We start from the raw sequence: 26,951 nt of genomic DNA, 5'->3' as shown, positions 1-26,951 counted from the left end.
TATAAAGGAAGTGATTGCTATGAACAAAAAGGAATTTTTGGAACAACTCCATTCTTCCCTACGGAATATGCCTAATGTAGAAAAGAAAGATATTATCTCAGAGTACGAAACTCATTTTATCAGTGGTAAACAAGATGGGAAATGTGAAGAAGAAATTGCTAGAAAACTAGGAAACCCTAAAACAATCGCGAAAGAACTTACTGTTTCCTATGCAATAAGCAATGCTGATAATAAACGAAGCTTTAAAAATATGATAACCGCACTATTTTCTGTTATGAGTTTAAGTGTTTTAAACTTTGCCTTTATCATTATCGCCTTTTTCGTACTACTCTTTTTATTACCGATTCTTCTAGCACTTATCATTGCCACTCCATTATTAATCATCTCACCTATTTTATTAATAGGACTAGGATTCTTTAAAGGGTTTCATCAAATCAGTTATTCCGATGTTTATAATGTGTTCATCGCTTTTTGCAGCGGTTTACTCATATCCGTCATATCTTACCAAATGGTAAAACATCTATACGCAACTTTAGTAAAGTATTTGAAATGGAATGTATCTATTTTACAAAGACAATAATGAATGTAAAAGGAGATTAAAATGAAGAAGTATACTTTATATCTACTCATGTTACTTACAATTTTATTTCTATCAGCTTGTTCAAACAGTGCTCAACCCAAGGAAGAAAACGATGTACAATCTATTAAAGATATTACGGTTAAAATTCCAGAAACTATATTCACTTCCTCAAAAAAGAATGAAACGATTAATGAAAACGAAATGAAACAAAATATAAAAACGTATTTAGATTATAGCGGAGAGTTAGACGAAAACATCGTCCCACTCTCGTCAGCCATGTCTGACGAGAATGTCACGGAATCCGACCGAAAGAAATTACAACAACTAGTAGATTTAGCGCAACAAAATGATACGAATTTCCATAATTTTATTAGTAACAATACGATCCCTGATGATTACAAAAAACCTTCGAAAGAAATGTACGAATTTATTTCAGCATCTACGGCACTTTCAGTAGAACTAGAGAAAGAATTAGATAAACTCGCTCAAGACGGTAACTTATTCAAGACTGATTTTTCTTTTACAAAACGCTTTGAGAAAGTAAATGGTAGGAAGCAAAAAGAAATTGAAAAGTTTTTGAAGGAAAAGAATATTGAGACTGAGTATTTCCACAAATAACAAACAAAAAAGACGCCCCTATCCGAGGGGCGTCTTCCACTATTACGCTTGTTGTTGCGCGTTATATAAATCTTCAAGTGGCTTCATGATAATTTTGTTAACGTCAGTGATAACGATGTTTAGGCGTTGTTCAGTTTCCATTAACTTTGTAATTTTAGCATCTTGTTGAATGCGAGCTACAACTTCTTGTGCTTTTTGGTTATCTTCTTCAGAGATTTCTTGACCTTGCATCATTTTTTGTTGTAGGCCAAGTTGCATTGTACGGAACTCATCGAATAAGTTCTTTGAAGCAGTATCAGCTTGAACTGCTGCATAGCTTGCTTTTAATGTTTGGAAATCTTCGTTTTCAGCGATTGCTTTTTGTAATTCATATGCAACATCATGAATGTTTTTTGTCATTTTATTTTTCCTCCTTTAGAAGGCTAGCGCTTTTCGCTCGCACTGCCTTTTAAGTGCGTTTACATACGCACCTCTTCTTACCATATCAAACTATGCAAGAGATGTGAAGAAATTTCACTTTTATTTCTATGTACTCATCTTATTATTTAAGAAACAACAGTAACAGTCCTTGCACGAGTCCAATCATCCCGCCTAATAAGGCACCTAAATACGTAATCATTTTCAGTTCATTTTTTGTAATGGATAACACTAAATCTTCTAGTCTCTCTGTTGAAAATGTGGATACTTCTTGCTGCACAATTTCCGCAAGATGGAGATTATTTAATATACTCGCTACGTTTTCTGTTCCCCACTTCAAGCCTTTCGTTACTGCACTTGGGACTACCTTTTCCATGATTGTTTCTCGAACTGGCTCACATACTTGTTGCACAGATTGGTTTAAAAACTTGCTCACTGTTTCCTCCACTTTAACTGCTGACAATATAGAGCTTACAATCATTTCTTTCTCTACAAACGTTTCTACTTCTTTTACATCTCTTCCTTTTAACTTCTCCCACTCTTTTTGCAGTACATCAGTTAATAGCTGTTTTGTTCCATCTTGCCCTAAAAACTTAATAACTTCTGGTTGCACACGATCCACTACACTTACATTCCCTAAAAACATTCCGACTAAGTTAAGCAGCGTTCCCCTAGAAGCAAAGAAATCATCAATCATTTTTGAAAGACGAGCTTTCCCTTCTTCACTTTCAAAAAAACTAATTCCTCGATCTAAAATAAACGCCGAAACATTTGGGATCGCATTCTCAATTTTTTCATGAACAGAATGAGGTAAAGCTTGTTCCCATGTATATGTATAGTACTCTTCTAAAAATGCCTGAATTTTTTCTGTAATCACATGCTCGATTTTCTCGGTTGCCTCTTTTTCTACATGCGCTACATTCCATTTTTCTAACATTTGTCGCAGTGATTGTTCATTCGTCATTACTTTATCCACTTCTACTTGTGCCCAGCGAATTAAACTTTTTTGAAACTCTTCATTTGTTAGCTTCTTTCCGATTCCTTCTGGCGTTAACAAATTCTCGACAACCATTTTTCCTAATTGAACAGCAAGCTCATCGCGGCGCTTCGGAATTAATCCTGGTGTAAATGGAACTTGAAACTTCCCAATATAAATAGGGCGATGAGGACGAAATAACATTTTTATCGCTAAATGATTTGTGAATCCCCCAATAATTGCTCCGAGCCCTGTCGTCGTTAACATACTTAACCATATATTCATTACAATCAACCTTTCGCTTCTCCAAAACTATAGCATATCATCATACGGACAAAAGTATAATGGTATAAAAACGTATTTGCAATATATAGCTTCGCCTATTGTGCCAACATTTTGTTAGTAAAGGAGTGATTTCGTTGGTTCTCGGTATTTTAACTTCCCACCCTCATTATGAGCAAACGTATTACACCGAAATCGCTAAACGCGCTCGGCTTTATCATAATGTCGTTGCCCAGTTTACGCCATTTGGTATGGATCCTAAAACAGATCTTATTTCTGGTCTGATTTATGATACTGATACAGGAAAATGGAAAGAGCAAACATTCCCTATTCCTTCTTATATATACGATCGTTCTTCTTTTAACGAGGAAACAGACTTCCAAAAAGCAAAGTCAATTATTCACTCATTACACAACCGTCCTACCACTACCTTTTTAAATAACACACTCATTGACTTAAGCGAACTACATGATGTATTTCTCACGAATAAAAAATTATCTCCTTATATACCAAAATTCGAAATAGCAACGATACAAAACATTTTCAAACTGTTATTAAAAACAAAAGATATTATTATACGTCCTACTAGTGCACATTCCAATGAAAGTCTGTACCGGGTCGCTTACAAAAACAAAACGTTTCATATCGATACGATAAATAACGACTATCACACTTCTACTCCAATCAAACGGACAGATGAATTTATATCTTGGTACAAATCTAATATACGGTCAGCGCGTTACATCACCCATACCATGCTGCAACCACCAAATCAATTAACTTACCCACTCCATATTCGAACCATTTTGCAAAAAAATAAAGAACAGAAGTGGAATGCTATCGGTCAATTTATACAAAAAAGCTCATTTCCGAATCAACTTTTACTTTCGGCAACAGATGATTCCTCGCTGCATTCATTTTCAAAAGTTAAATACGTATTATCTAGTACCGGTGTACAATTATTACAGGACGCTTTACACGATATTATAAATGAAGTGCTCCAAACATTAGATCAATCTTATTCTTCGTTATTCGAGCTAGAGCTTTCCACCATTATGGATCAAAAAGGGGCAATTTGGCTTATGTATGTCAACACGATTCCCCCATACGAACATTACATTCGTCATAGTGATTCATTAGCCGAAAAAATATATCACGGACCACTACAGTTTAGTCGCTTCACACCATAATGAAAGGGGGTAAACCCATTTTGAAAGAGCACATATATACGTTAAATATTTCAAATGAGCATCCAAATAGTATTACTTTACCTTATATTTTTTCCATTACACCACCCATTACATCCCTTTCCTTCGGCGTACGCCATGTTGCAAGTGACGAAGTAAAAATTCATTATTCCTTTACTCGTGAAATCATTATCGGACAACAAATTGCAGAGAAACTTTTGCTTCCTCATTCCACTACTATCCATGCATTCACGCAAAATGAAACCATTATTTTCGGACCATTAATCGGGATTTTCACAACTGGTTTTAACGATGACTCTTCTAACCCTTTAGGAAACCGTTCAACTTCTCTTGGCGAATTACTAACGCCACCATTCACCTTACGACCATTTGTATTCGTTTTTGGTGTACAACATATAAACTGGGAAGATGAAACAATTGAAGGCTATTTCTTTCAAGAAGGGCAATGGATTAAGAAAAAAGTCCCTTTACCGAATGTCATTTACGACCGATTACCAAATCGTAAAGCCGAAAATTATAAACCGATCGTAAGGGCAAAAAGAAAATTAGAGCATGACTATGCTATTCCGTGGTTTAATCCAGGATTTTTTAATAAATGGGAAGTACATCAACTTCTTATGAAAGATGAATCCATTATTCCGTTCTTACCAAACACAGAAACATTTCAACACTTCGAACAAGTAGAACGATTTCTCGGTACGTATAAATCGATTTACATGAAACCGATTCACGGCAGCTTCGGTAGAAATATTCATCAACTATTTTATTCTCAAGCAGAGAATTGCTACTACTGTCGTTATCGCGAAAATGAAGAAAACAAACTAAGAAAGTATCAATCATTAGAAACGCTTCTAAACCATGTATTAAAAGGACATGATTTAAAAAAGTTTATCGTACAACAAGGTATTTCCTTACTTCGCTTCGATGGGCAACCTGTTGATTTTCGCATTCATACAAATAAAAACCATTTCGGCCAATGGATGGTCAGTGCAATCGTTGCAAAAATTGCTGGCAAAGGTAGTTTAACAACACATGTAAATAGCGGTGGCGATACAAAATTACTACAAGAACTTTTTCCTGATTCAACGAAACAAGTTCAAATTGAAAACAAATTAAAACAAACTGCCTTACAAATCAGTTACGCGCTCGATGAACAAGTAACCGGAAATATTGGAGAAATTGGTTTTGACATCGGTTTAGACACGCAGGAAAATCCATGGCTCTTTGAAGCAAACTCTAAACCTGGGCGAACGGTATTCCAAGACGCCAAGTTAAAAGAACAAAGTGAACTGACGCGCCAATTATTTTACGAATATGCCATCTACTTAACTGAACATTCTTTGCGCGACGCAAAAGAAAAAATGTCTCAAGTAAAATCCGAAGCTCCATCAAACACGGAACATATCCCTTCCCCTATGATTCACTCACAAATACGAAAACAAAAACTTCCACCTCATTCATAAGGTGGAAGTTTTCTATTTACACAAGTTTTACTACAACTTCTGTTTCCACATTACATATCCCGCAATAAAAAACATGATTACAGTATTCTTGTGAATTACTATGTGTTAAACCATCTACTGCACTTAATAATTCTTGATCCATATACGCACTATAATCGTCTATGTAATCTACAGTTTTCCCATAATCTTGGAGTATACCTTCGCAATTTTGACAAGAATATGTTTGTGATTCTAATGCGTTGCAAAGCGGGCAAATTCCCATCACGATTCCTCCATACGTTATCATTTACAAGTTGATTGAAGAGAACATCTAGCTGTACATAAGAGTTTTCTGTCCCACTCCTACTCAAAACAGAACTATAAATGTTATAAGTCATACATAAGAAGTTAATGATTTTCCCCGGATTAGCCGGATATAAAAAACATATTTCAAATCGCTCTTAGTTTAGCCTTCTTTCTAAAAAATACAACGATTACTCTTATTTCATACTTTACGAAATCACTAATACTTTTTTACAAAATTTACAAATTATTATTTCGTATATCTTTCTAGGTAACATCCATACTATGAGTACAAACTTAATTACCGATGGATTAGCGCCAAACGGGGCGATAATCTGGTTCAAATCCAGCTATTCCAACCAAAAAAAATTTTTATAACTCTAAGGAGGATATATTCCTATGGCAAACCAAAGTTCTTACAATCAATTAGTAGTACCAGGTGCAACAGCTGCAATCGATCAAATGAAGTACGAAATCGCTCAAGAATTTGGTGTACAATTAGGAGCAGATTCTACGGCTCGTGCTAACGGTTCAGTTGGTGGAGAAATTACAAAACGTCTAGTTGCAATGGCTGAGCAAAGCCTTGGCGGATTCCAAAAATAAATATATATGGCAAAAAGGTCTCAAGGCATATGCCTTGAGACCTTCCTTAGTTTATTGCAACATTTGTAAAAACTTCTTCGTGCGTTCTTCTTTTGGATTTGTAAATACATCTTCTGGTGTACCTTGTTCGACAACAACACCGCCATCCATGAAAATAACACGGTTCGCAATTTGATGTGCAAAGCGCATTTCGTGCGTTACAATCACCATCGTCATGCCTTCTTTCGCAAGTTCTTTCATTACTTTCAGAACTTCTTGAACGAGTTCAGGATCAAGCGCTGACGTTGGCTCATCAAATAGTAACACTTCCGGCTCCATCGCAAGCGCGCGAGCAATTCCAACGCGCTGTTGTTGTCCGCCTGATAATTGGAACGGATATAAGTCTACTTTATCCGCAAGACCAACTTTTTCAAGGAAATAGTTTGCTTTCTTCTTCGCATCTTCTTTCCCCATCTTTTTCACTGTAACGAGCCCTTCCATGACATTTTGAAGTGCTGTTAAATGCGGAAATAAGTTATGGTGCTGGAATACCATCCCTGTTTGTGTACGAAGGTTAACAATATCTTTCTTCGATACTTTTTGAGAGAAGTCGAGCGCTTTGTTACCGATACGAATACTACCAGCGTTCGGCGTTTCTAGCACGTTAAGACAACGTAAGAAGGTCGTTTTACCAGATCCAGATGGTCCGATAATAACAACAACTTCTCCCTTATCAACTGATAAATCTATATGCTTTAGTACGGTATTATCTCCGAAACTTTTTTGTAAATGTTGAATTGAAATCATAAAAACAAAAACTCCTTTTATGAAAGGGTTATTTTAGAGTGTAACGTTCTGAACGTTTTTCTAATATTTGTTGCACGATAGATAATAAGAAGCAAATTACCCAATAAATAAGACCTGCTTCGAAATAAACAATTAAAAACTCGTAGTTCATTGCCGCAATTTCCTGCGCTTTTCGAAACATTTCTGTTACTAAAATTAACGATGCTAATGAAGTATCCTTCACTAAGCTAATAAATGTATTCGAAAGCGGCGGGATCGATACGCGCGTCGCTTGCGGTAAAATAACACGTTTTAGCGCTTGCGGATATGTCATTCCAATTGTGTAAGCTGCTTCCCACTGCCCTTTCGGAATGGAAAGAATTGAAGCACGAATAATTTCAGATGCATATGCACCGACATTTAATGAAAATCCAATAATTGCCGCTGTATATGGCTCAACTTCAATATTAAGAGTTGGCAGACCATAGAAAATAATAAATAGCTGTACAAGAAGTGGCGTTCCGCGAATGATAGATACATAGATACGAGCAATCCATTGTAAAATACGACTACCTGAAATACGTGCAAGCGCCGTTAACGTCGCAAGTATAATCCCGATAATAAATGTAATAAGCGTTAATGGAATTGTCGTAAACACAGCTTCCTTCAGCATAGGCATGAAGGAAGACTGCATAATATCTATCCAAGTAGACAATCGATCTGAAACCAATGCGCTACTTAGATACATTTTCACCGAACCATTTTTTCGCTATTTTATCGTACGTACCGTCTTTTTTCATATCTTCTAACGCTTTATTTACTTCTTGTACTAGCTTGTCGCTACCTTTACGGAATAAGAACCCACTTTGTGACGCTTCTTTTTCTGTATCTACAATTTTAATTTTTGCATCTTTTTTCGTTTCTAAGTAGTTTAACACTGATAATTTATCATTAATTGTGAAATCAACGCGGCCAGTGTTTAATAATTCTGCTGCTTGACTAAAGCCTTCTACATTTGTAATTTCTGCACCATTTTTCTTAGCAATATCCGCATAGTTACTTGTTAAAGATTGTGCTGCTTTTAGTCCTTTTACATCAGCAAATGTAGCAGGTTTATCTTTATCTTTTGCAATAACTAATACCGCTGAAGATGAAACGTATGGGCTAGAGAAGTCATATTTCTTTTGACGATCTTCACGAATACCAACTTCGTTTGCAACCATGTCGAAACGCTTTGCATCTAGACCAGCAAGTAAGCTATCCCATTGTGTTTCTTTAAATACAGGTTTTACCCCTAAACGTTTTGAAACTTCTTCTGCTAATTCAACGTCAAATCCAGTTAATTTATTGCTTGAATCGTGGAATGTGAACGGTGGATATGTACCTTCTGTTCCAATTACAAGTTCACCACTTTGTTTTATCTTTTGTAACGCATCTTGACTAGCTGTATCTTTTTTCTCTTCTTTACCGCAGCCCGCTACAATCCCGATCGCTAATGTAGTTACTGCAAGTACTGAAAATAATTTTTTCATGATGGTAATCCTCCAAGTATTCTGATAGGAATTTAAAAACTATATTGATTGTATGCAATCTTGAACAATTTTTCAATGAAAATGTTCTTATTTAGTTTATCCTTTTTCTTCATAATCAAACAAAAGGGAAAAATAACGCTACATACAAAAAATAAGTAACATTTTTTAATATAGCATTTATAAAGAAAAAGGTAAAACAATACTTCTTATTTAACTACCCTGATTCACTAAAAAAGAACTTGTGAAAATCACAAGTTCTCCTCCACACCTATTAAGCGCTCTGGTTTCCTTCCATTTGCGTTTTGTACATATCGTAATAACGCCCACGCTTTTTCATTAGCTCATCATGAGAGCCTTTTTCTAAAATCTTTCCTCTATCAAGCACAATAATTTGATCTGCGCTTTTAATTGTCGAAAGACGGTGAGCAATAATAAATGTCGTTCTCCCTTTTTTCACAACTTCTAGCGCTTGTTGAATCATCGCTTCCGTCTCCGTATCAATACTAGATGTCGCTTCATCTAAAATTAAAATGGCCGGATCAAAAGCAAGTGCCCTAGCAAACGATATAAGCTGACGTTCTCCGGTGGAAAGTGTACTTCCTTTCTCCGTAATTTCTTCATTTATATTGTTCGCAAATCGTTCAGCACCAACATCACGTAATGCTTTTACGATGCGCTCTTTTGAAATTTTTTCATTCTCTAAGCTAACATTAGATGCTACCGTCCCGCTAAATAAAAACGGATCTTGCAGTACGATTCCCATATGTTCACGAGTTGCTTGTTTCGGCATCTCTTTTACATCATGACCGTCAATCGTAAGCTTTCCTTTTTCAAATTCATAAAACTGAAAGAGTACATTCATAATGGAACTTTTCCCTGATCCAGTATGACCGACAAGTGCCACTGTCTCTCCTTGTTTCGCTTCAAAAGAAATATTTTTTAGTACTTCATCTTTTCCATTATAAGAAAACGACACATTATCAAACTTCACATTTCCTTGTAAGCGAGGCATACGCTCCTCTTCTACCGCTTCCCCTTTTTCCTCTAACAATTCAAAAACACGTTCTGATGCAACACGTGATTGTTCTAAGTTAGCAAGCTGGTTTACCATATTTGTAATCGGTGAGAACAATCGTGTTAAATAATCAACGAACGCATACAGTATCCCTAGAGAAATGACGCCTGTAGCACTTAATGAAGCACCACCGAAATACCAAATCACACCTGTGAAAGCGATATTTCTCAATACAGACACTAAGTTATGCGAAGTTGCTGCATTTAAATTCAAAATTTTATTTTGATATTTAAAATAATCGCCATTTAATTCTTCAAACTCTTTTTTCGTTTCACGCTCTTGACGGAACGCTTGAATAATTGGCATCCCTTGAATAGATTCATTCACCGTTCCGTTAATATCAGATAAACGTGAACGCATTTTATGATTGTATACAGACGCATACTTTCTATAAAGAATCGCCCAAACGATTAAAATCGGGATGATAAGTAAACATAACGTCGCCAATTTTACGTCGAGTAAAAATAGCGCGGCAAATATCCCGATAATATAAATGATACTAGAAACGAATGTCGCAAGCACCGTTACATATAAATCCCGAATGGCTTCCGTATCATTCGTGACACGCGATACAATTTTTCCTGCTGGTAAATGATCGAAATACCGAATCGGCAACGTTTGAATATGAGAAAACACATCTTCCCTCATAATTTGAATAATTTTGTTCGCTGCCTTCTGTAAGAAAAATTGCTTTCCGTATGCAAATAATGAAACGACTACTAATAAAGCGAAATAGCCACCACCAAGTAGAAGTAGACGGTTTATTTCTGGTTTATAAAACGCAAACACTTCTTCTTTCGTTAATGCTTTCGCTTTATACACTTGCACCGCCTTACCATTTTGAACGGTAATCATATCATCTTTTACAGTACGTGATCCTTCAGCATTCACTTTATTCGGCACAAAGTAATATTGAAAACCGACTTGCATCACGCGTACTTCTTTTCCTTTTTTCTCACCTTCTTCAAAGCGATCACTTCGCTTATAAAAGGTACCATTATACGGAACAGCCTCTTCACTCTTTTCTGTTTCATACCAAGGTTTCTCTATTCCAACGATATGATCGTCAATCATCGTTTTTGCGACGAAAGGACCCGCAAGCTCTGCGATGACAAAAATAAATAACATTAGCATCGCTGCAAATATCGTCCCTTTCACTTTCATCGCATATTGAAACAATCGTTTTGAAACGCTCATATTTTCACCCCACTATCCGCACTTTCACTTTCCCCTTGTTGTCTTTCGAACTGCTCAGCATACCAGCCTCCGCTTTTAATAAGCTGATCATGCGTACCCTCTTCCATTACTCCACCTTCATCCATAACGAGAATCCAATCCGCATGTTGTACAGCTGATAAACGGTGCGTCGTAATAATTGTCGTCTTTCCGCTTCTTTCTGTTCTTATATTTTCAATAATCGCTGCTTCCGTACGAGCATCAACAGCTGATAACGAATCGTCCAAAATTAAAATTTCTGGATTTTGAATCACAGCTCGCGCAATTGAAATCCTTTGTTTTTGCCCTCCTGATAAAGAAACACCCTTCTCTCCGACGAGCGTTTCTAACCCTTCTGGTAAAAACTCTAAATCCTTTGTAAACGCCGCAATTTCAATCGCTTTCTCGAGTTCTTCTTCAGTCGCATCTCGGTTCCCGAATAAAATATTTTCCCTCGCTGTTTTTGAGAACAAAATATGTTCCTGAGGTACATACCCAATCCAGCCGAGTACATTTTCATTCGTTATGTTATCTAACGTCACATCAGAGACTGCAATATCCCCATCTCCAAGCGGATATTGACGAAGAAGCTGACGTACGAGCGTTGTTTTTCCGCTTCCTGTTTTCCCAACAACCCCAAGCGTTTCCCCTTGTTTTAATGTAAATGAAACCTTCTTTAAATTTGTTTCAGTTGATGAAGGATATGAAAAGGTAACATCATCAAACTGAATATAATCCGGCTCTTGTACAAGCTTTGGATTTTTCGGATCCTTCACATCTGGTTCATACGCTAACGTTTCATTCACACGGTCGAGTGATGCATTTCCTCTTTGCATAACATTAATTAATTCGCCAATTGCAAACATCGGCCAAATCATCATCCCTAAATACACGTTAAATGAAACAAGTTCACCAAGTGTTACCTTTGATTGAAATACAAGATACGCGCCATACACTAAACCAATTAAATAACTAAGACCAACAAGCATTTTCACAGTTGGCTGGAATAAAGCATCGATTCTAGCTACTTTCATATTTTTTTCGTAGACGTCATCTCCTAAATGATGAAATCTTTCCTGATCTGCGTTCTCTTGTACGTATGCACGAATAACGCGCACGCCAGCGATCGATTCTAATACTTTATCGTTCATATCACCGAACGCATCTTGCGCAACTGTAAATCTTTCATGCAATTTCTTTCCATATATATTCATCGCATACGCCATAATCGGAAGCGGTATAAGCGCCGCAAATGTAAGCTCCCAACTAATTGTAAATCCCATCATAAAGACAATCGTAAGCATATATAAACTCGAATCCACGAGCGTTAATATACCAAAACCAGCTGTCATAGCGATGGCTTTTAAATCATTTGTCGCTCTCGCCATTAAATCACCAGTACGATTCTTTTGATAAAACGTCGGTGTCATTTTAAGTAAATGCCCCATAAATTTAGAGCGCATCGTCTTCTCCAGTACGAATGCTCCCCCAAACAACTGATGTTGCCAAACGAAAGTAAGACCGTATCCAACAATCGTAACCCCTATTAAAATAAGAATAGATTGCATAATTGCTTCATTCGATAACGTTCCTGTTTTTATGTTATCAATCGTAACCCCTAACACTTTCGGGGGAATAACTTCAACTATATTTACAATTAAAAGAGCTCCAATGGCGATACTATATCTCTTCCAATGCTCTTTAAAAAACCATTTTAACTTTAGTAATACTGATAACAATGTAACCTCTCCCTTCTCGTGCTCGTTTCCCTCTCATTTCTTTATCCACTATCCAGACCCATCACATTTACATTTCGTAATCCATACAATCTCATCACATTTTTCCACCTTCCAAAGTTTTATATAGTAACGTGGAAAACAAAAAAAAGCATACCGCCGCTTGACGATATGCACAGAAATGCATAAAAAGCGTACGTTACGATATACGCAACGTACGCTTTTTATAAGACAAAGATGCCCTATATATCCGTACGGGTTGCGTAATGATATGAATGTTTTCTGCCATTTAACAGAGCTAAGTTCATTACATTTACGATTACAATCATTACGCACACCCCCTTCATTTATTTTCCATTTATAATCTTACAACTTTATTGAGTATTCTGTCAATTATTTTTTTACACAACGAATAAAAATATACGCTACATCCGTTTGAAATAAGAGAATGTTCTGTAAGAAAGGGCATACAAAATAAAAAAAGAATAAGAAATCGTTTTCACAAACATTTCATTTGAAAAATGTTATCAAACCCCCTACAATCACCTTATACTCACTCTTACAAGTTGCTATTTTAGGAGGACTAATCATGACAACTAGCAATACGTACAAATTTTATTTAAACGGAGAATGGAGAGAAAGCTCTTCAGGAGAAACAATCGAAATTCCATCTCCATACTTACACGAAGTAATTGGACAAGTACAAGCAATTACTCGCGGAGAAGTAGATGAAGCAATTGCATCTGCAAAAGAAGCTCAAAAATCATGGGCAGAAGCTTCTCTACAAGATCGCGCAAAATACTTATATAAGTGGGCTGATGAGCTCGTAAATATGCAAGATGAAATTGCCGATATCATTATGAAAGAAGTCGGTAAAGGATATAAAGATGCGAAGAAAGAAGTTGTTCGTACAGCTGATTTCATTCGTTACACAATTGAAGAAGCTCTTCATATGCACGGAGAAAGCATGATGGGCGATAGCTTCCCTGGCGGAACGAAATCGAAACTTGCGATCATCCAACGCGCACCACTTGGTGTTGTATTAGCAATCGCACCATTTAACTACCCAGTAAACTTATCTGCTGCAAAACTTGCACCAGCATTAATTATGGGTAACGCTGTTATTTTCAAACCAGCAACTCAAGGTGCAATTAGCGGTATTAAAATGGTTGAAGCACTTCATAAAGCTGGCCTTCCAAAAGGTCTTGTAAACGTAGCGACAGGACGCGGTTCTGTAATTGGTGACTACTTAGTAGAACACGAAGGCATCAATATGGTATCGTTCACAGGTGGTACAAACACAGGTAAACATTTAGCGAAAAAAGCTGCAATGATTCCACTTGTATTAGAACTTGGTGGTAAAGACCCTGGTATCGTTCGTGAAGATGCTGACTTACAAGATGCTGCAAACCATATCGTAAGCGGTGCATTCTCTTACTCTGGTCAACGTTGTACAGCTATTAAACGTGTACTTGTACACGAAAACGTTGCAGACGAGCTTGTTAGCTTATTAAAAGCACAAGTAGCTGAACTATCAGTTGGATCTCCAGAACAAGACAGCACAATCGTTCCATTAATCGACGATAAATCTGCTGACTTCGTTCAAGGTTTAGTTGATGACGCTATTGAAAAAGGTGCAACAATTGTTATCGGTAACAAACGTGAGCGTAACTTAATTTACCCAACATTAATCGACCACGTAACAGAAGAAATGAAAGTTGCTTGGGAAGAGCCATTTGGCCCAATCCTTCCAATCATCCGTGTTTCTTCAGATGAGCAAGCAATTGAAATTGCTAACAAATCAGAGTTCGGCTTACAAGCAAGTGTCTTCACAAAAGACATTAACAAAGCATTTGCAATTGCTAACAAAATCGAAACTGGTTCTGTTCAAATTAACGGACGCACAGAGCGCGGCCCTGACCACTTCCCATTCATCGGTGTAAAAGGTTCAGGTATGGGCGCACAAGGTATTCGCAAGAGCCTTGAGTCTATGACACGTGAAAAAGTAACAGTATTAAACTTAGTTTAATCTTATATGTAGAAGCTGATCTAGTTTTAGATCAGCTTCTTTTTATACAATTGAGTTCACGAGTTGTTTTTCCATAGTTAAATTCACACATTCTACAGAAATTTGATACCCTAGCCATCGCTCAGCAATATGTTCAAATGATGAAACTGAGCCTGTTGTAAAAAATCGATGCTTCGGATCAAGATTGTCAGACAAAATTCCTTTGTGCTGTAAAATTGTGCTTAACTCTATCGCTGTTTCTTCTGCAGAACTAATAATTGTCACAGCCTCTCCTAACTCCTTTTTTATATAGGACTCTAAAAGTGGATAATGCGTACACCCAAGAATTAACGTATCTATATCTTCTTTCGTTAATGGCAGTAAAGCTTGTTTCACTTGCTGCGTTACATATGCTTCATCTTCTAATTGATTTTCTACAACTGTAGCTAAAGTCGGGCAAGCATGGCTATGCACTTCCAAATATGTATCAAGCTCGTGTAATGCTTTTTCGTACATATTAGACTGTATCGTACCTACAGTTCCAATTACTCCAATTTCTCCTTTCTTTGTCACTTTAATTGCAGCCCTTGCTCCCGGATGTATAACGCCAATAACCGGAATGGGAAGTACTTCTTGCAAATCAGTCAATGCAGCAGCTGCACCAGTATTACATGCTACCACTAGGGCTTTTAATGGAAACTGTTTGAGGAACTCAACCATTTCAAATATGAAAGATTGTACCTCCTCTACACTTCTTGGCCCATACGGACAACGCTCATTATCACCAATATAGTAAATACTCTCTTTAGGCAATTGACGGATAATCTCACTCGCAACTGTTAATCCCCCAACCCCTGAATCTAGTACACCTATTACGGAATTTTTATTACATGCAGACATATACTTCATCCCCTTCTCAATCTTCTAGTGCTAATAACATTTATTATATTATGAAAATTCGATATTAGATAACAATCCCTCTCACTTTTAATTACAAACTCTTCTCTATAATCTGATTATTACTATATCCATTGACGTATAAAAATTCATTTGTTACTCTTAAATACGTTAATTTAATATTTAAATCCTCATTCGTATCTCGGTGAGGTAGAGGTTGCAATCATTAAGAGTATCATTTCAGGAGATGTAGTGGCATTGATGAAGGAATGAGAAAGGAATGATTGCCGAAGTAAGTCGTGTCCACCATGCACACTTGCTGGGTCTGCATTTAATAAGTGCAGAACTGTCACAAACGAAACGTTTCGTTTGTGGAGAGCTATCGAGAGGTATGTCGTGGGTTTCTTATAAGATAGAAAGCATGTAGCGGCAAATTACGTGCTTTTTTTGTTTTGTTTGGAACTTCTCTTCTCTACTAAGAAGACATACATATCTCCTCGCTTGACTTGGTTATACTAACTTTGGAGGTATTTTCTATGCAACAAAAAAAATGGGGCTTTTGGGTACTAACAGCTTTCGTTGTCGGTAACATGGTTGGCGCTGGTATTTTCATGGTGCCAAGTACGTTGGCACAAACAGCAAGCCCTCTCGGTGTCACTTTAGCTTGGTTAACAACAGGGTTTGGTGTTTTAATGCTAGCTCTTGTTTTCGGTAATTTAGCAATTCGTCGTCCTGATTTAACGACAGGACCACAAAGTCATGCATATGCTTTATTCTCATCACCAAAAAAGAAAAAAATGGCTGGTTTCAGTATGGTATGGGGATATTGGGTTGCAAACTGGGCAAGTAACGTTGCCATCATTACATCTTTCGCGGGATATTTATCACTCTTCTTCCCAATTATGAAAGATACACGACTACTATTTTCAATCGGTTCTTTTGACATAGAAGTCGGAAAACTAATTACATTTACGATTTGTTCCATCTTACTTTGGGGAACTCATATTATATTAACAAACGGTGTAAGTGGAGCTGGAAAGCTAAACTTCTTAGCAACAACAACGAAAGTAACTGGATTCCTTTTATTCATCGTCGTTACATTATTTGCATTCGAAGCTTCTAAGTTTGGACAATGGTACACACCGATGATCGATAAATCAGGTGTATCACACGGCCTACTTTCACAAGTAAACTTAGCTGCTCTTACAACGCTTTGGGCATTTATCGGAATTGAATCGGCAGTACTTTTATCAAACCGTGCTACCTCTCCTAAAACAGTAAAACGCGCAACAGTTGCGGGATTACTTATTACAGTTGCGATTTACTTAGGAATTACAATTTTAACAATGGGTGTACTTCACGTTGATAAATTACAAGCTTCTGAACGTCCATTAGCAGATGCATTAAATGCTGCAATGGGTCATGGCGGCGGGAAACTAATGGCATTACTTGCTCTGACTTCCCTATTCGGTTCTATATTAGGCTGGATTTTATTAAGCTCAGAAGTACCGTATCAAGCAGCAAAAGAAGGTTTCTTCCCTTCCTTCTTCACGAAAACAAATAAAAAAGGAAGTCCAATTTACTCATTACGATTAACAAACATTATGTCGCAAGTGTTCTTATTCTCAACATTATCAGGAACAATTGCGGAAGCTTATACATTCGTTATTACCGTATCAACACTGGCCTACCTCATTCCATATCTCGTTTCACCAATCTTCCAGTTAAAACTAGTCGCAACTGGTGAAACATATAAAAATGAAATGCGGGCAAGAATTACAGATGGTATAGTCGCAGTGATCGCACTTTGCTACGCACTATGGGTTATTAAAACCGGTGCATCCGATATAAAAACGTTCCTTCTCGGAATTGGTTTATTCGTAATCGGCTTTGCCTTCTATCCATTAATGAATCGTGATCAGAAAAAAAATAACGAAAAGAAAAACGAGCAAGTTGCATAACGCAATTTTGCTCGTTTTTTCTTTTATAAAACATATATAATAGAACAAAGAGGTGAAAAACATGTCAATCGAATCACTATGGAGCAGTCGCTTCCAACAACATATGCAAAATATCATTACATACTTTGCACGTATGATTAACGGTTTACTATATAGCTTTATCTTTATTTCATGCGTTGGCGCATACTACTATGCTCAGTTTCTAAAAGCATCTCCTTCTAAAGGAATATCTTTACTACTCATCACGATTGTACTTACATTCATTATAACGAGATGCTCGATCCGTACATTTATTCAAAAACCTGATGCTGTCTATTTGCTTGCATTAGAAGAGAAACTAACATCTTATTTTAAAAAGTCTCTTCTATATAATTACATCATTCAGCTTTTCCCATTATTATTTACGTTCCTGATTCTCGTTCCACTTGCCCTGCAGTCATTACAAGTAACGGTACCTTTCTTATGTACAATCTTTATCGTTTTAATGATTACGAAAGCTTGGAATATGTACATACATTGGATGTGGCGTGATAGTCATGAAAAAAACATATGGTTCATTATTCGTATTGCTTGTAACGCCCTAATCATTTACATGCTGTTTTACTCAGCACATGTTCTTATATTAGGCGGATTGCTCTTACTACTTGCTTTCCTATTTCTATATACGAAAAAACAGCCTACAAAACGAATACCGTGGGATTACATAATCGAACAAGAAGAAAAAATGAATGTTCGTTTTTATCAATTTGCTAGTATTTTTACCGATGTTCCGCAACTGAATAAGCAAGTAAATAAAAGAAAATGGCTTACAAATTGGATTGAACCTTTATTACATAAAAAGCGAGCAACTTTCTTCTATTTACATACACTCGCATTTTTACGCGGGAATGATTATTTCGGTATATATATTCGCTTAGGCTTAATCGGTGCCTTCGCCTTATATTTTATACCAAACATATACGTAAAAGGCGCTATCGCATATATCGTCCTATATATGATTTCTATGCAGCTCCGTTCCCTGTGGAAATATTTTCCGAGAAATATTATCGTAGCATTATATCCAATTGATACTGAAAAACGAATGAATCAATTTCTTCACTTAATTTTTATATTGCTAAGCATGCAACTCATTGTATTTTCAATTGTTATACTCATTGCTACAGGTCAATTTTTACATAGCCTTATCATTATGATTGTCGGGTTACTCTGGATCAAATTTATTATTGTACCAAAAACGAAGAAACGCATTTCCTCGTTTTAACGAAAAGAATTATCTTAAAAGCCAAGGAGAAAATACATTATCTCCTTGGTTTTTTTATTTTTCTTCCTCAAACAAAAATCACCGGCATAACCGATATTTTATGATTTTACATACAAAAACGATAATACATGTTTACATCCTAATAAAAAGGGTATGTATTAAATTAACAGGGCAAAGGAACTGGAGGGAATGAAAAAACATGAATTAAAGTTTCACTTTATAAAAGACATTGCTCAAGGATGATTCTGAAACCGATAATATAATGTAAGGAGTGGATTAGAATGAGTAAAAAAATTGCTATTTTAATAACGGATTATTTCGAGGACACAGAATACACAGAGCCAGTAGAAGCTTTTAATGAAAAGGGATATGAATTAACAACTATTGAAATGGAAAAAGGTAAAACAGTACACGGTAAACAAGGAAAAAGTGAAGTCGTAATTGATAAAAATATTGATGATGTTTCTCCAGAGAACTTTGATGCCCTCTTCATACCAGGCGGATTTTCCCCAGATATACTTCGTGCAGATGAACGTTTTGTTCGCTTTAGCAAAGCATTTATGGATGAGAAAAAACCTATTTTTGCTATTTGTCACGGACCCCAATTACTCATCACTGCACAAACACTTGAAGGACGCGATGTGACTGGATATAAATCTATTGAAGTCGATTTGAAAAATGCCGGTGGACATTTTCATGACAAAGAGGTTGTCGTATGCCAAAATCAGCTAGTAACAAGTAGACAACCAGAGGATATCCCAGCGTTTATTGAAGAATCATTGCGTATATTAGGATAGTTGCTTTGGCTAACCTCATATATGTATGAAAAAATTTAATCAGTAGGGTTTTGTTCATCCCCTACTGATTATTAGCCCTCACCAACTGGTCGTTTACAGGCAATCCGACCCCCACAAATAGCAGGATAAATAAAAAGAGTGTAACCCAAAAGTGTAGTTTTCATGACCTTTTGGGTTACACTCTTTTCTCATCCCAAAATTTCCAATCACTTTTCATAGGCAATTCTCATATAGTGAAAATGACTATACAATTCCTATCCATAAGCTAAATCATGATTTTACACATATATAAATACAAAAGATGGGAGCCTTATTTATGAATAACAATCCACCTTCAACGCCCCCAAATCCAACGGAAACGAATAATAATGAAGTGAGCTTACAAACGTTACGCGTCATCGGACTTATTGTACTGATTAGTGGCTACATATTAGTAGCTCTTTCTGAAGTAGGAACGTTAAAAAATCTTTTGCTACAACCGAGCACCACTCCAAATTTAGCTGAAGTTGATCCGTTTTAAAGGCCATATGAAAAGCGATTTCTAGCATCGCTTTTCATATCGTTTTATCCAATCTGGGACACATTTCTTTCACCCTCATACTTCTCTTTCCCTATCGCTTTCATAAATAATAAAATACTACTCATACCAACGATAAAGTACAGAGCACTCATGCCCCAAGATGCAAGAAATGAGCCTATCATAACACCTAATGCCCCGTTCATTTTTGCCACTTGAAAAACCATTCCGTTAATCGCCATATAAGAACCTCTCGCCTCATTCGGCACCATATCTGCCATAATAGATTGACGTACTGGCACATACATCATCTCTCCTACTGTTTGGAAAAGCCCTGCGATTAATAAGATCCATAAACTATTGCTCGTTCCGAGTATGGTAAAGCCAATTGTATAAATGAATAAACCTACATATAAGATTTTCAAATCATTGAAGCGTTTCAGCATTTTAATAAGAAGCGCTGAACATAATACAATTAAAATTGTATTTTCTGCTGAAATCCAGCTCATCATGCGAATACCTGTTAAATCAAACGTAACACCATTCCAAAAGAAAAAGTGCACCGTTTCAAATTCCTGCTGCAAACGTACTCCTAAATAATTATTAACCTGAAACTCTAAAGATAATGTGCATATACTTGCTGCACAAAAAATTAGAAACGCTCTATCTTTCATCACGACTTTATAACTATCCGCCATATCTTTTAATACATTTTTCTTCTCTACCGTTTTTCGTGCTACATACACTTCTTCCATATATACGGCCATCACATATAATGTAATAACTGCAATAACTGTTAATCCGATAAACAATTGTAATCTATAGTTCTCAAATAGTAATCCGCCAAATATCGCTCCAATCGCAATGGATAAATTAATTGCCCAGTAGTTAATGCTGTACATCACTTTTCGGTTTTCCGGTGTACTCACATCAATTAACATCGCCTCTGTCGCAGGATTCATAAGTCCAGATCCTAAACTATTCACTAACATAAAGATAAATGTTAGCCACGGTGAGTCTACATAATCCGAATTCGCAACCCCCATACAAGCAATGGAAATGACTTGTATACTTTGACCGATAATCATCACCTTTTTACGACCGAGCCGATCCCCCACATATCCACCGTATAAACCAATTACTAATGAAGCTATGACATTAATGAGTAATAACGCACCTGCAATCGCACTACCTAACTTTATTGAAAAGTAAATCGCCATAAATGGAAAAATCATCGTGGACACAGCACGTGTTAAAAACGAAGTTATAATTCTAATCTTTATATTTCGATGCATACTCCAAAATCCCATTGTTCCCCCTCCTTATGCTTACTTATTTTACTTTGAAAAAGAGGAAGAAAAAGGTTAGAATATTCTAAAGAGTTTCCCCTTTTATTATAGAAGGAAGTGTATATATGAAAATTATGGACTATTACATTAGACTAAGACTACACGCACAAGATCAACAACATATCCGAAATAGCTTACAAGAATTAGCGGATATTTTATATTGCAGTACGAAAAACGTAAAAATTTTATTAAAGAAAATGAGCGAGGAGCAATTCATTCACTGGACTCCAGGGAGAGGCCGCGGGAATAAAACAGAAATTCAATTTATACATAGTCTCGTAGAAGCGATTGAATCCTACACCGATGAACTGTTAGCGCAAGAAAAATTAAAGGATATCTTTCTTCTTTTAAAAGAACCGCTACCTCTTGCACTTCAAAAAAAGATAGAAAATAAACTACATCATCATTTTGGATACGAACCTTCAAATGATATGTACGACATATTAAAAATTCCTATATCAAGAAAGATATTCCCATTAGATCCGGCTTTTGTCGCTGTAACTACAGAGAGCCATCTTACGAGTCAAATTTTTGACACGTTAGTCGTTTATAACGATGTTACTGAAAAAATGGAACCACACATTGCACATACGTGGGAATTAAGTGAAGACGGGCTTACATGGACCTTTTATTTACGAAAGGATATACATTTTCATAACGAAACAGTTTTAACTTCTAAAGATGTACAATTTTCATTTGAACGATTAAAGCAAGTTCACTCTCCTTTCGAATGGTTAACAGAAGAAATTGTTCAAATTGAAACACCATCACCACTGCAAATTCGATTCCATTTAGCAAAACCCAACTTTTTTTTCTTACACTATGTAAGTTCCATGCAACTAGCAATTTTGCCACGTGATGCTAGTATTCAAAATCATCATTATATAGGTACTGGACCTTTCAAACTTGCTCATTACTCTGAAGACAATATCGTACTCGAAGCGTTCACCCATTATTTTAAAGAGCGCGCGTTATTAGACCGTATTGAATTTTGGGGTATTCCTGATCATATACAAATCGATGCTGATTATGAACTACCAAATGAAGAGGGGAATGAAAGGCATGATATACAAATAGAAGAAGTAGGTTGTATTTATGCTAGCTTCAATTTTACAAAACCTGGTCCTCATCACGACATGTATTTTCGAAAAGCTTGGAGAGAAATATATGATGTTGAAACGATACTGCGTAGCATAGAGGGTAGACGAACAATTGCTGCATCAAGCTTTTTCCCTGAAAGAAGCCGCCAAGTTGCTAAAAGGTCCTACTCTTTAGAACAAGCGAAAGAGTATTTAAAAAAGAGCACCTATAATGGAGAAACGATACATATTTACTTCTTCGCATTTAAAGATAGTGCAAATGACGCACATTTCCTAAAGGAACGGTGTGAACAATTAGGAATACACGTAGAACTTCATCCATTTCTTGTTTCAGATTATATGGATCATTCTATCGATAAGCACGCCGATATTATTTTCATGGGAGAAGTGTTTGCTGCTGATCATGAACTTGCATTCTTAAATGTATTTAAAAATAAAAGTTGCTTCGTAAATCGGTTCATGGACCCGCACTATGAAAACCAAATTAACTGTTTACTTGATACCTTTCTATTAGAAGAAAATAAAAAAAAGCGCTATGAGCTCATGTATGAAATCGAAGAATTTTTACAAGCAGAACACATCATTTTATTTAACTATCACGTTTTAAAAAGAAAAACATACCCGTCTTCTTTAAAAAACGTAACAATTGATTCATTCGGCTGGGCAAATTTTGCGAAATTATGGATAAAGCCATCCATGTCTTAAAATGTGAGTCATTATAAAGTGAAACTTTAATCAGTGGTGGTTTTGTTCATCCCCACTGCCCGTTAATGCTGGATAAAAGGAGAGGACCATGAAACGCACCCTAGAAAAAAGACTTTCCTATCTATACACAGGTGAGTTATTTTCAGTCATTACTTTTATTTTCACAAGTTACTTACTTAATTATGCTTATCCTACGTTACATTTATATTCATTATATTCTTTTTGGGTCTCATTTCTTCTTTTAGAGTTTATCTTATTACAAGGAACACTTTACTGGTACCTAAAATGGAAACGACTAAAAAAAGAGAAAACATCTGTTACACCTATTAGGATGATTCAATATTTAAAAATACTTAAAAAGATAAATATAGCATTCATTATCACAGGATTTATTACGTTTACTATTGATTTTGTAATTTGGTATCCCCACTTACCTTTAGGTGGGCTATCATTCACTCTATTTATTTATATTTTCGCATTACTTGAGTACATTAACTATTATCACACTCAGCTTTCATACGATAACATCTCTGATATTAAACATTTAATCAAATCAAAAAAACTAAAACAGTCCTGTATAAGTAAAGACTTTCAACGTATTTCATGAAAGAGAAGGTACTACATCCTTAGTAGTACCTTCTTCACATACTATTATTTAATTACTCCATCTAAGTGATCTTTCAAGTTCAATAAATATTGTTCAATATCCGGATTCTTCACCACATCATAACAAGCAAAACTCTTTAACGGACTCATGCCAAGAAACTTTTGTACGCGGTGTAAGTGGCTAAGCGTTGACTCTAAACTTTCTCCCTCAAAAAACTTCGTCTTATCCCCAAATGCTTTCTCAGGTGCATTCCAAGTTGTAGAAAACATATACTCTTTCTCTTTTAATAAACCACCTGTTCCATATTCATCAGCACCTTTAAAGAACAAACCGTATTCATATACTTCATCCATATACGTTTTAAATAAACCTGGTACACTAAACCAGTAAATCGGCGTTTGATAAATTACAACATCAGCCCATAAAAACTTCTCTTGTTCTTCTTTAATACTATAGCCATCTTGAATCGTTGTTGTTTTCACATGGTGCTTCTCACTTAATACCGTTACCATATAATCAACTAACGTTCTATTTAAACGTCCTTCTTTCGTACCGTATTTTTCATGTCCATTTATAATGAATATTTTTTTCATCGCTTTTCTCTCCCCTATATAATTTACTCTTCAGCTATTAACCCAAGTTGCTGTTTCAGCGTAAGATTATCTTCTAAATGCCAGTCTTCCGTTATCTTTCCGTCTTTCACATGTAAAATATCAATAGCAAAAAAATTGATTTTCTTATCATTATGCGTTCCTGTAAAAGAAAGACGAGCTGTTACTTTATCACCGACGACTAATAAATCTTCAATCTCGCAATGTATGTTAGGAACGACTTTATGAAAATTTTGTGCCGCAAACTTTAATCCTTCCGTGCCTTGTGGTCGCCCTTTCGGCAATGTATTATCGAAAAAATTTTCAGTAACAGTCTGCGGAATAAGCTCCTCCTTACCTGTATCCCAAAATGCATAAAAACGCTGTGCTGCATGAACCATCTCTGTCGCTTCCTTTTTACTTAGTGAGGGATCAATTGTCATTGCTTTTGGCTTTGGCATTTCTTTTAATAACTGGACTTCCGTTTTTTCTTCCACGCCGCATGCTACAAGTACAATACAAACAACAAACAAACTAAGGAATCCAACCAACTTTTTTATCCCCATAAAAATCACCTCCTCCTCATCTAACCCCTTTGTATTCCGTATTGCTATTGTATATGCATTAACTTTCTTAATGGAAGTAGTGATATTTTTTTCATATAGTTACCAAAAGTATAGTTTTGTGATACTATAGAGCAAATTCATTCAAAAAAATTTTATGGAGGCTAGTTCCATGAACAATATAGATCCAGTTGAATTAACGAAAGGTTTACCTGGCATACCTTGTCCTATCGCTAAAACACTTGATGTAATTAGTACAAAATGGACATTTTTAATCATTCGCGACCTTCTTATTGAAGGAACATTGCGCTTTAGTGATTTACAAAAATCAATGGACGGGATTAGTCCGAAAACATTATCACTTCGACTAAAAGAACTAGAGTTTCAAGGAATTATAACGAGAAAAGTATATCCAGAAGTTCCGCCTCGTGTAGAGTACACATTAACGGATAAAGGAAAGCAATTAGAGGGGATTTTCATTGAATTAAAACGATTTGGATTAAGTTTATAAAACAAAAACCCCTTACCGTCGTAAGGGGGTTTATTACTTCGCAAAACTTTCAGCTAGTTGTTTCTCTCTCCACATAAATGTAATGCCGAGACCAACTATTAAAACAACTCCTGAAAATGCATATGGATAATGAATATTCATATCAAATAATATTCCGCCCATCGCTGGTCCTGCGATATTTCCTAAACTCGTATAAGTCGAGTTCATCCCAGCAACGAATCCTTGCTCTTTTCCGGCTGCTTTTGATAAAAACGTCGTTAAAGCTGGACGAAGTAAATCAAATGCTAAGAAAATGAAGCAAGTAACGAGAAGTACAATCCAATAATTAAAGACTACAGTTGAAACGAACGCTAATACTGCACCTACAATTAAACATATTTGAATTAACACTTTTTCACCGAACATGTCGACCAATTTGCCAAACATAAATACTTGCACAACTACCCCAAAGATGGAGCTGATCGTAATAATTGCTGCAATATCTTTCGGTGTAAATCCAAACTTATGATCAGAAAACAGACTAAACACAGTTTCATACGCTGATAATCCGAATGCGAGTACAAATACGATAATAAATGCAATTGCATACATTGGATGTAATGATTTCTTTAAATCACCAATAAAACTCGATTCTTTCGTATTAGCAGAAATCTCTGCAAGCTCTTCCTTCGTTAACGGTTCTTTCAAAATAAAGATCGAAATTACACATGCTATAAAGGCAATTGCTGCTGCAACGAAAAATGGCACACGTATACCGTATTCTGCAATAAACCCGCCAATTCCAGGTCCTATAATAAATCCAGTACTAATTGCCGCAGATAAATATCCCATCGCCTTTGGACGTTCTTGCATAGAGGTAATATCCGCAACATATGCCGTAACACCAGGCATAATAAACGCAGCACTAATTCCGCCTAACACCCGTGCTACATAAAGCATCCACACATCTTTTCCTAATCCAAAAAGAAGTTCTGAAACACCAAAAATAAATAATCCAATGATAATCATTTTCTTCCTGCCGTACAGATCAACCCATCGGCCTGTAATAGGTGACGTAATGAGCTGAGCCATCGCAAACACTGCAACGAGATACCCCATCGTCTTCCCTGTTAAACTCATGTCATTCATAAAGGACGGCATAACCGGAATGATTAATCCAATCCCTAAAAAAGCGATAAATATATTACTCAAAAGAATGACCAATACCATCTTTTGTTCTTTTATCGGTTTCTTCACTTTTTAACACCTCTTCCCGTAAGTTCCTCAAAAAAATAATGCCCAAGAAGCTTTTTCTTTATCCTGCTATTTGTGGGCTAATCATGAGTAGAGATGC

26 protein-coding genes and 1 riboswitch are annotated in these 26,951 nt (G+C 36.2%); of the genes, 13 read left to right on the top strand and 13 right to left on the bottom strand.

The genetic code is table 11. The features are described 5' to 3' along the window. The first annotated feature begins 19 nt into the window (after positions 1 to 19). Together ACHZK0_RS04465 and ACHZK0_RS04460 are read left to right on the top strand one after the other, a co-directional pair. Positions 20 to 580 carry an HAAS signaling domain-containing protein gene (locus ACHZK0_RS04465; RefSeq protein ID WP_395761203.1) on the top strand — a complete coding sequence of 187 codons (561 nt, stop codon included), beginning with the start codon at positions 20 to 22 and terminating at the stop codon, positions 578 to 580. 21 nt (positions 581 to 601) lie between these two features. Then, the gene (locus tag ACHZK0_RS04460) at positions 602 to 1,198 is read left to right on the top strand and encodes an NDxxF motif lipoprotein (RefSeq protein WP_395761202.1); all 597 of its coding nucleotides are present in this window, start codon (positions 602 to 604) and stop codon (positions 1,196 to 1,198) included. A gap of 42 nt (positions 1,199 to 1,240) precedes the next feature. On the opposite strand, the gene ACHZK0_RS04455 is transcribed toward ACHZK0_RS04460, so the two are convergent. Both ACHZK0_RS04455 and ACHZK0_RS04450 read right to left on the bottom strand, forming a co-directional pair. Beyond that, positions 1,241 to 1,597 carry a YlbF/YmcA family competence regulator gene (locus ACHZK0_RS04455; RefSeq protein ID WP_000164617.1) on the bottom strand — a complete coding sequence of 119 codons (357 nt, stop codon included), beginning with the start codon at positions 1,595 to 1,597 and terminating at the stop codon, positions 1,241 to 1,243. A 142-nt stretch (positions 1,598 to 1,739) separates the two neighbouring features. After that, a complete protein-coding gene (locus ACHZK0_RS04450; RefSeq protein WP_395761201.1) occupies positions 1,740 to 2,876 on the bottom strand; it encodes a DUF445 domain-containing protein in 1,137 nt (378 codons plus the stop codon). A 134-nt stretch (positions 2,877 to 3,010) separates the two neighbouring features. On the opposite strand from ACHZK0_RS04450, the gene ACHZK0_RS04445 reads away from it, so the two are divergent. Both ACHZK0_RS04445 and ACHZK0_RS04440 read left to right on the top strand, forming a co-directional pair. Next, a complete protein-coding gene (locus ACHZK0_RS04445) occupies positions 3,011 to 4,063 on the top strand; it encodes a YheC/YheD family protein (RefSeq protein ID WP_262740845.1) in 1,053 nt (350 codons plus the stop codon). A gap of 20 nt (positions 4,064 to 4,083) precedes the next feature. Continuing rightward, positions 4,084 to 5,544 carry a YheC/YheD family protein gene (locus ACHZK0_RS04440; protein WP_395761200.1) on the top strand — a complete coding sequence of 487 codons (1,461 nt, stop codon included), beginning with the start codon at positions 4,084 to 4,086 and terminating at the stop codon, positions 5,542 to 5,544. Between the two features lie 16 nt (positions 5,545 to 5,560). Here ACHZK0_RS04440 and ACHZK0_RS04435 read toward each other — a convergent pair whose 3' ends face one another. After that, positions 5,561 to 5,806 carry a hypothetical protein gene (locus tag ACHZK0_RS04435; protein WP_061677876.1) on the bottom strand — a complete coding sequence of 82 codons (246 nt, stop codon included), beginning with the start codon at positions 5,804 to 5,806 and terminating at the stop codon, positions 5,561 to 5,563. 419 nt (positions 5,807 to 6,225) lie between these two features. Between ACHZK0_RS04435 and sasP the strand changes: the two genes are divergently transcribed. Continuing rightward, on the top strand, positions 6,226 to 6,429 hold the full coding sequence (sasP, locus tag ACHZK0_RS04430) for a small acid-soluble spore protein, SasP family (protein WP_000013349.1): 204 nt from the start codon (positions 6,226 to 6,228) through the stop codon (positions 6,427 to 6,429). Between the two features lie 51 nt (positions 6,430 to 6,480). Here sasP and ACHZK0_RS04425 read toward each other — a convergent pair whose 3' ends face one another. The 5 genes from ACHZK0_RS04425 to ACHZK0_RS04405 form a co-directional block, all read right to left on the bottom strand. Next, positions 6,481 to 7,215, bottom strand: a complete 735-nt coding sequence (locus tag ACHZK0_RS04425) for an amino acid ABC transporter ATP-binding protein (protein WP_377922645.1) — start codon at positions 7,213 to 7,215, stop codon at positions 6,481 to 6,483. Between the two features lie 28 nt (positions 7,216 to 7,243). Further along, entirely contained in the window at positions 7,244 to 7,942 is a 699-nt protein-coding gene (locus tag ACHZK0_RS04420; RefSeq protein WP_262740847.1) for an amino acid ABC transporter permease, read from the bottom strand. After that, positions 7,929 to 8,726 carry an amino acid ABC transporter substrate-binding protein gene (locus ACHZK0_RS04415; protein WP_000732853.1) on the bottom strand — a complete coding sequence of 266 codons (798 nt, stop codon included), beginning with the start codon at positions 8,724 to 8,726 and terminating at the stop codon, positions 7,929 to 7,931. The genes ACHZK0_RS04420 and ACHZK0_RS04415 overlap by 14 nt, the downstream gene beginning before the upstream one ends. Positions 8,727 to 8,997: 271 nt before the next feature. Further along, positions 8,998 to 10,998 (bottom strand): ABC transporter ATP-binding protein, encoded by a 2,001-nt coding sequence (locus ACHZK0_RS04410; RefSeq protein WP_395761199.1) that lies wholly within the window; start codon positions 10,996 to 10,998, stop codon positions 8,998 to 9,000. Next, positions 10,995 to 12,755: an ABC transporter ATP-binding protein gene (locus tag ACHZK0_RS04405; protein WP_270606395.1), complete on the bottom strand. Its 1,761-nt coding sequence runs from the start codon at positions 12,753 to 12,755 to the stop codon at positions 10,995 to 10,997. Before ACHZK0_RS04405 ends, ACHZK0_RS04410 begins: the two co-directional genes overlap by 4 nt. Before the next feature lie 586 nt (positions 12,756 to 13,341). Between ACHZK0_RS04405 and gapN the strand changes: the two genes are divergently transcribed. After that, positions 13,342 to 14,781, top strand: coding sequence for an NADP-dependent glyceraldehyde-3-phosphate dehydrogenase (gapN, locus tag ACHZK0_RS04400; RefSeq protein ID WP_395761198.1), 1,440 nt, complete (start codon positions 13,342 to 13,344; stop codon positions 14,779 to 14,781). Positions 14,782 to 14,823: 42 nt separating this feature from the next. Here the strand turns inward: gapN and racE are convergent, their stop codons facing one another. Then, the gene (gene racE / locus ACHZK0_RS04395; RefSeq protein ID WP_395761197.1) at positions 14,824 to 15,660 is read right to left on the bottom strand and encodes a glutamate racemase; all 837 of its coding nucleotides are present in this window, start codon (positions 15,658 to 15,660) and stop codon (positions 14,824 to 14,826) included. Between the two features lie 200 nt (positions 15,661 to 15,860). Then, a riboswitch (Lysine riboswitch) is annotated at positions 15,861 to 16,047 on the top strand. 146 nt (positions 16,048 to 16,193) lie between these two features. Here racE and ACHZK0_RS04390 point away from each other — a divergent pair. The 4 genes from ACHZK0_RS04390 to ACHZK0_RS04375 all read left to right on the top strand — a co-directional run bounded on the left by ACHZK0_RS04390 (position 16,194) and on the right by ACHZK0_RS04375 (position 20,196). Then, a complete protein-coding gene (locus ACHZK0_RS04390; RefSeq protein WP_088095289.1) occupies positions 16,194 to 17,618 on the top strand; it encodes an amino acid permease in 1,425 nt (474 codons plus the stop codon). A gap of 61 nt (positions 17,619 to 17,679) precedes the next feature. Next, positions 17,680 to 18,879, top strand: coding sequence for an ABC transporter permease (locus ACHZK0_RS04385; RefSeq protein WP_395761196.1), 1,200 nt, complete (start codon positions 17,680 to 17,682; stop codon positions 18,877 to 18,879). A gap of 281 nt (positions 18,880 to 19,160) precedes the next feature. Then, the gene (locus ACHZK0_RS04380; RefSeq protein WP_395761195.1) at positions 19,161 to 19,676 is read left to right on the top strand and encodes a type 1 glutamine amidotransferase domain-containing protein; all 516 of its coding nucleotides are present in this window, start codon (positions 19,161 to 19,163) and stop codon (positions 19,674 to 19,676) included. A 316-nt stretch (positions 19,677 to 19,992) separates the two neighbouring features. Next, positions 19,993 to 20,196, top strand: coding sequence for a hypothetical protein (locus ACHZK0_RS04375; RefSeq protein WP_001063864.1), 204 nt, complete (start codon positions 19,993 to 19,995; stop codon positions 20,194 to 20,196). A gap of 44 nt (positions 20,197 to 20,240) precedes the next feature. Here the strand turns inward: ACHZK0_RS04375 and ACHZK0_RS04370 are convergent, their stop codons facing one another. Continuing rightward, positions 20,241 to 21,503, bottom strand: a complete 1,263-nt coding sequence (locus tag ACHZK0_RS04370) for an MDR family MFS transporter (RefSeq protein ID WP_375808038.1) — start codon at positions 21,501 to 21,503, stop codon at positions 20,241 to 20,243. 104 nt (positions 21,504 to 21,607) lie between these two features. Between ACHZK0_RS04370 and ACHZK0_RS04365 the strand changes: the two genes are divergently transcribed. Further along, complete coding sequence (locus tag ACHZK0_RS04365; RefSeq protein ID WP_395761194.1) at positions 21,608 to 23,347, top strand: SgrR family transcriptional regulator; 1,740 nt, start codon at positions 21,608 to 21,610, stop codon at positions 23,345 to 23,347. Positions 23,348 to 23,435: 88 nt separating this feature from the next. Then, complete coding sequence (locus ACHZK0_RS04360) at positions 23,436 to 23,954, top strand: general stress protein (RefSeq protein WP_262740856.1); 519 nt, start codon at positions 23,436 to 23,438, stop codon at positions 23,952 to 23,954. 44 nt (positions 23,955 to 23,998) lie between these two features. Here ACHZK0_RS04360 and ACHZK0_RS04355 read toward each other — a convergent pair whose 3' ends face one another. Both ACHZK0_RS04355 and ACHZK0_RS04350 read right to left on the bottom strand, forming a co-directional pair. After that, a complete protein-coding gene (locus ACHZK0_RS04355; protein WP_395761193.1) occupies positions 23,999 to 24,547 on the bottom strand; it encodes an NAD(P)H-dependent oxidoreductase in 549 nt (182 codons plus the stop codon). A 23-nt stretch (positions 24,548 to 24,570) separates the two neighbouring features. Continuing rightward, positions 24,571 to 25,110, bottom strand: a complete 540-nt coding sequence (locus ACHZK0_RS04350; RefSeq protein ID WP_262740858.1) for an ester cyclase — start codon at positions 25,108 to 25,110, stop codon at positions 24,571 to 24,573. 169 nt (positions 25,111 to 25,279) lie between these two features. On the opposite strand from ACHZK0_RS04350, the gene ACHZK0_RS04345 reads away from it, so the two are divergent. Then, on the top strand, positions 25,280 to 25,618 hold the full coding sequence (locus ACHZK0_RS04345; RefSeq protein WP_262740859.1) for a winged helix-turn-helix transcriptional regulator: 339 nt from the start codon (positions 25,280 to 25,282) through the stop codon (positions 25,616 to 25,618). 33 nt (positions 25,619 to 25,651) lie between these two features. On the opposite strand, the gene ACHZK0_RS04340 is transcribed toward ACHZK0_RS04345, so the two are convergent. After that, positions 25,652 to 26,854, bottom strand: a complete 1,203-nt coding sequence (locus tag ACHZK0_RS04340) for an MFS transporter (RefSeq protein ID WP_061677864.1) — start codon at positions 26,852 to 26,854, stop codon at positions 25,652 to 25,654. Between the last annotated feature and the right edge of the window lie 97 nt (positions 26,855 to 26,951).

The organism is Bacillus sp. 3G2, assembly GCF_044324725.1.
In the GTDB taxonomy this organism is placed as follows: Bacteria; Bacillota; Bacilli; order Bacillales; family Bacillaceae_G; genus Bacillus_A; species Bacillus_A mobilis.
The sequence above is the reverse complement of the archived record's forward strand: the minus strand, read 5'-3'. Positions and strand labels throughout refer to the sequence as shown.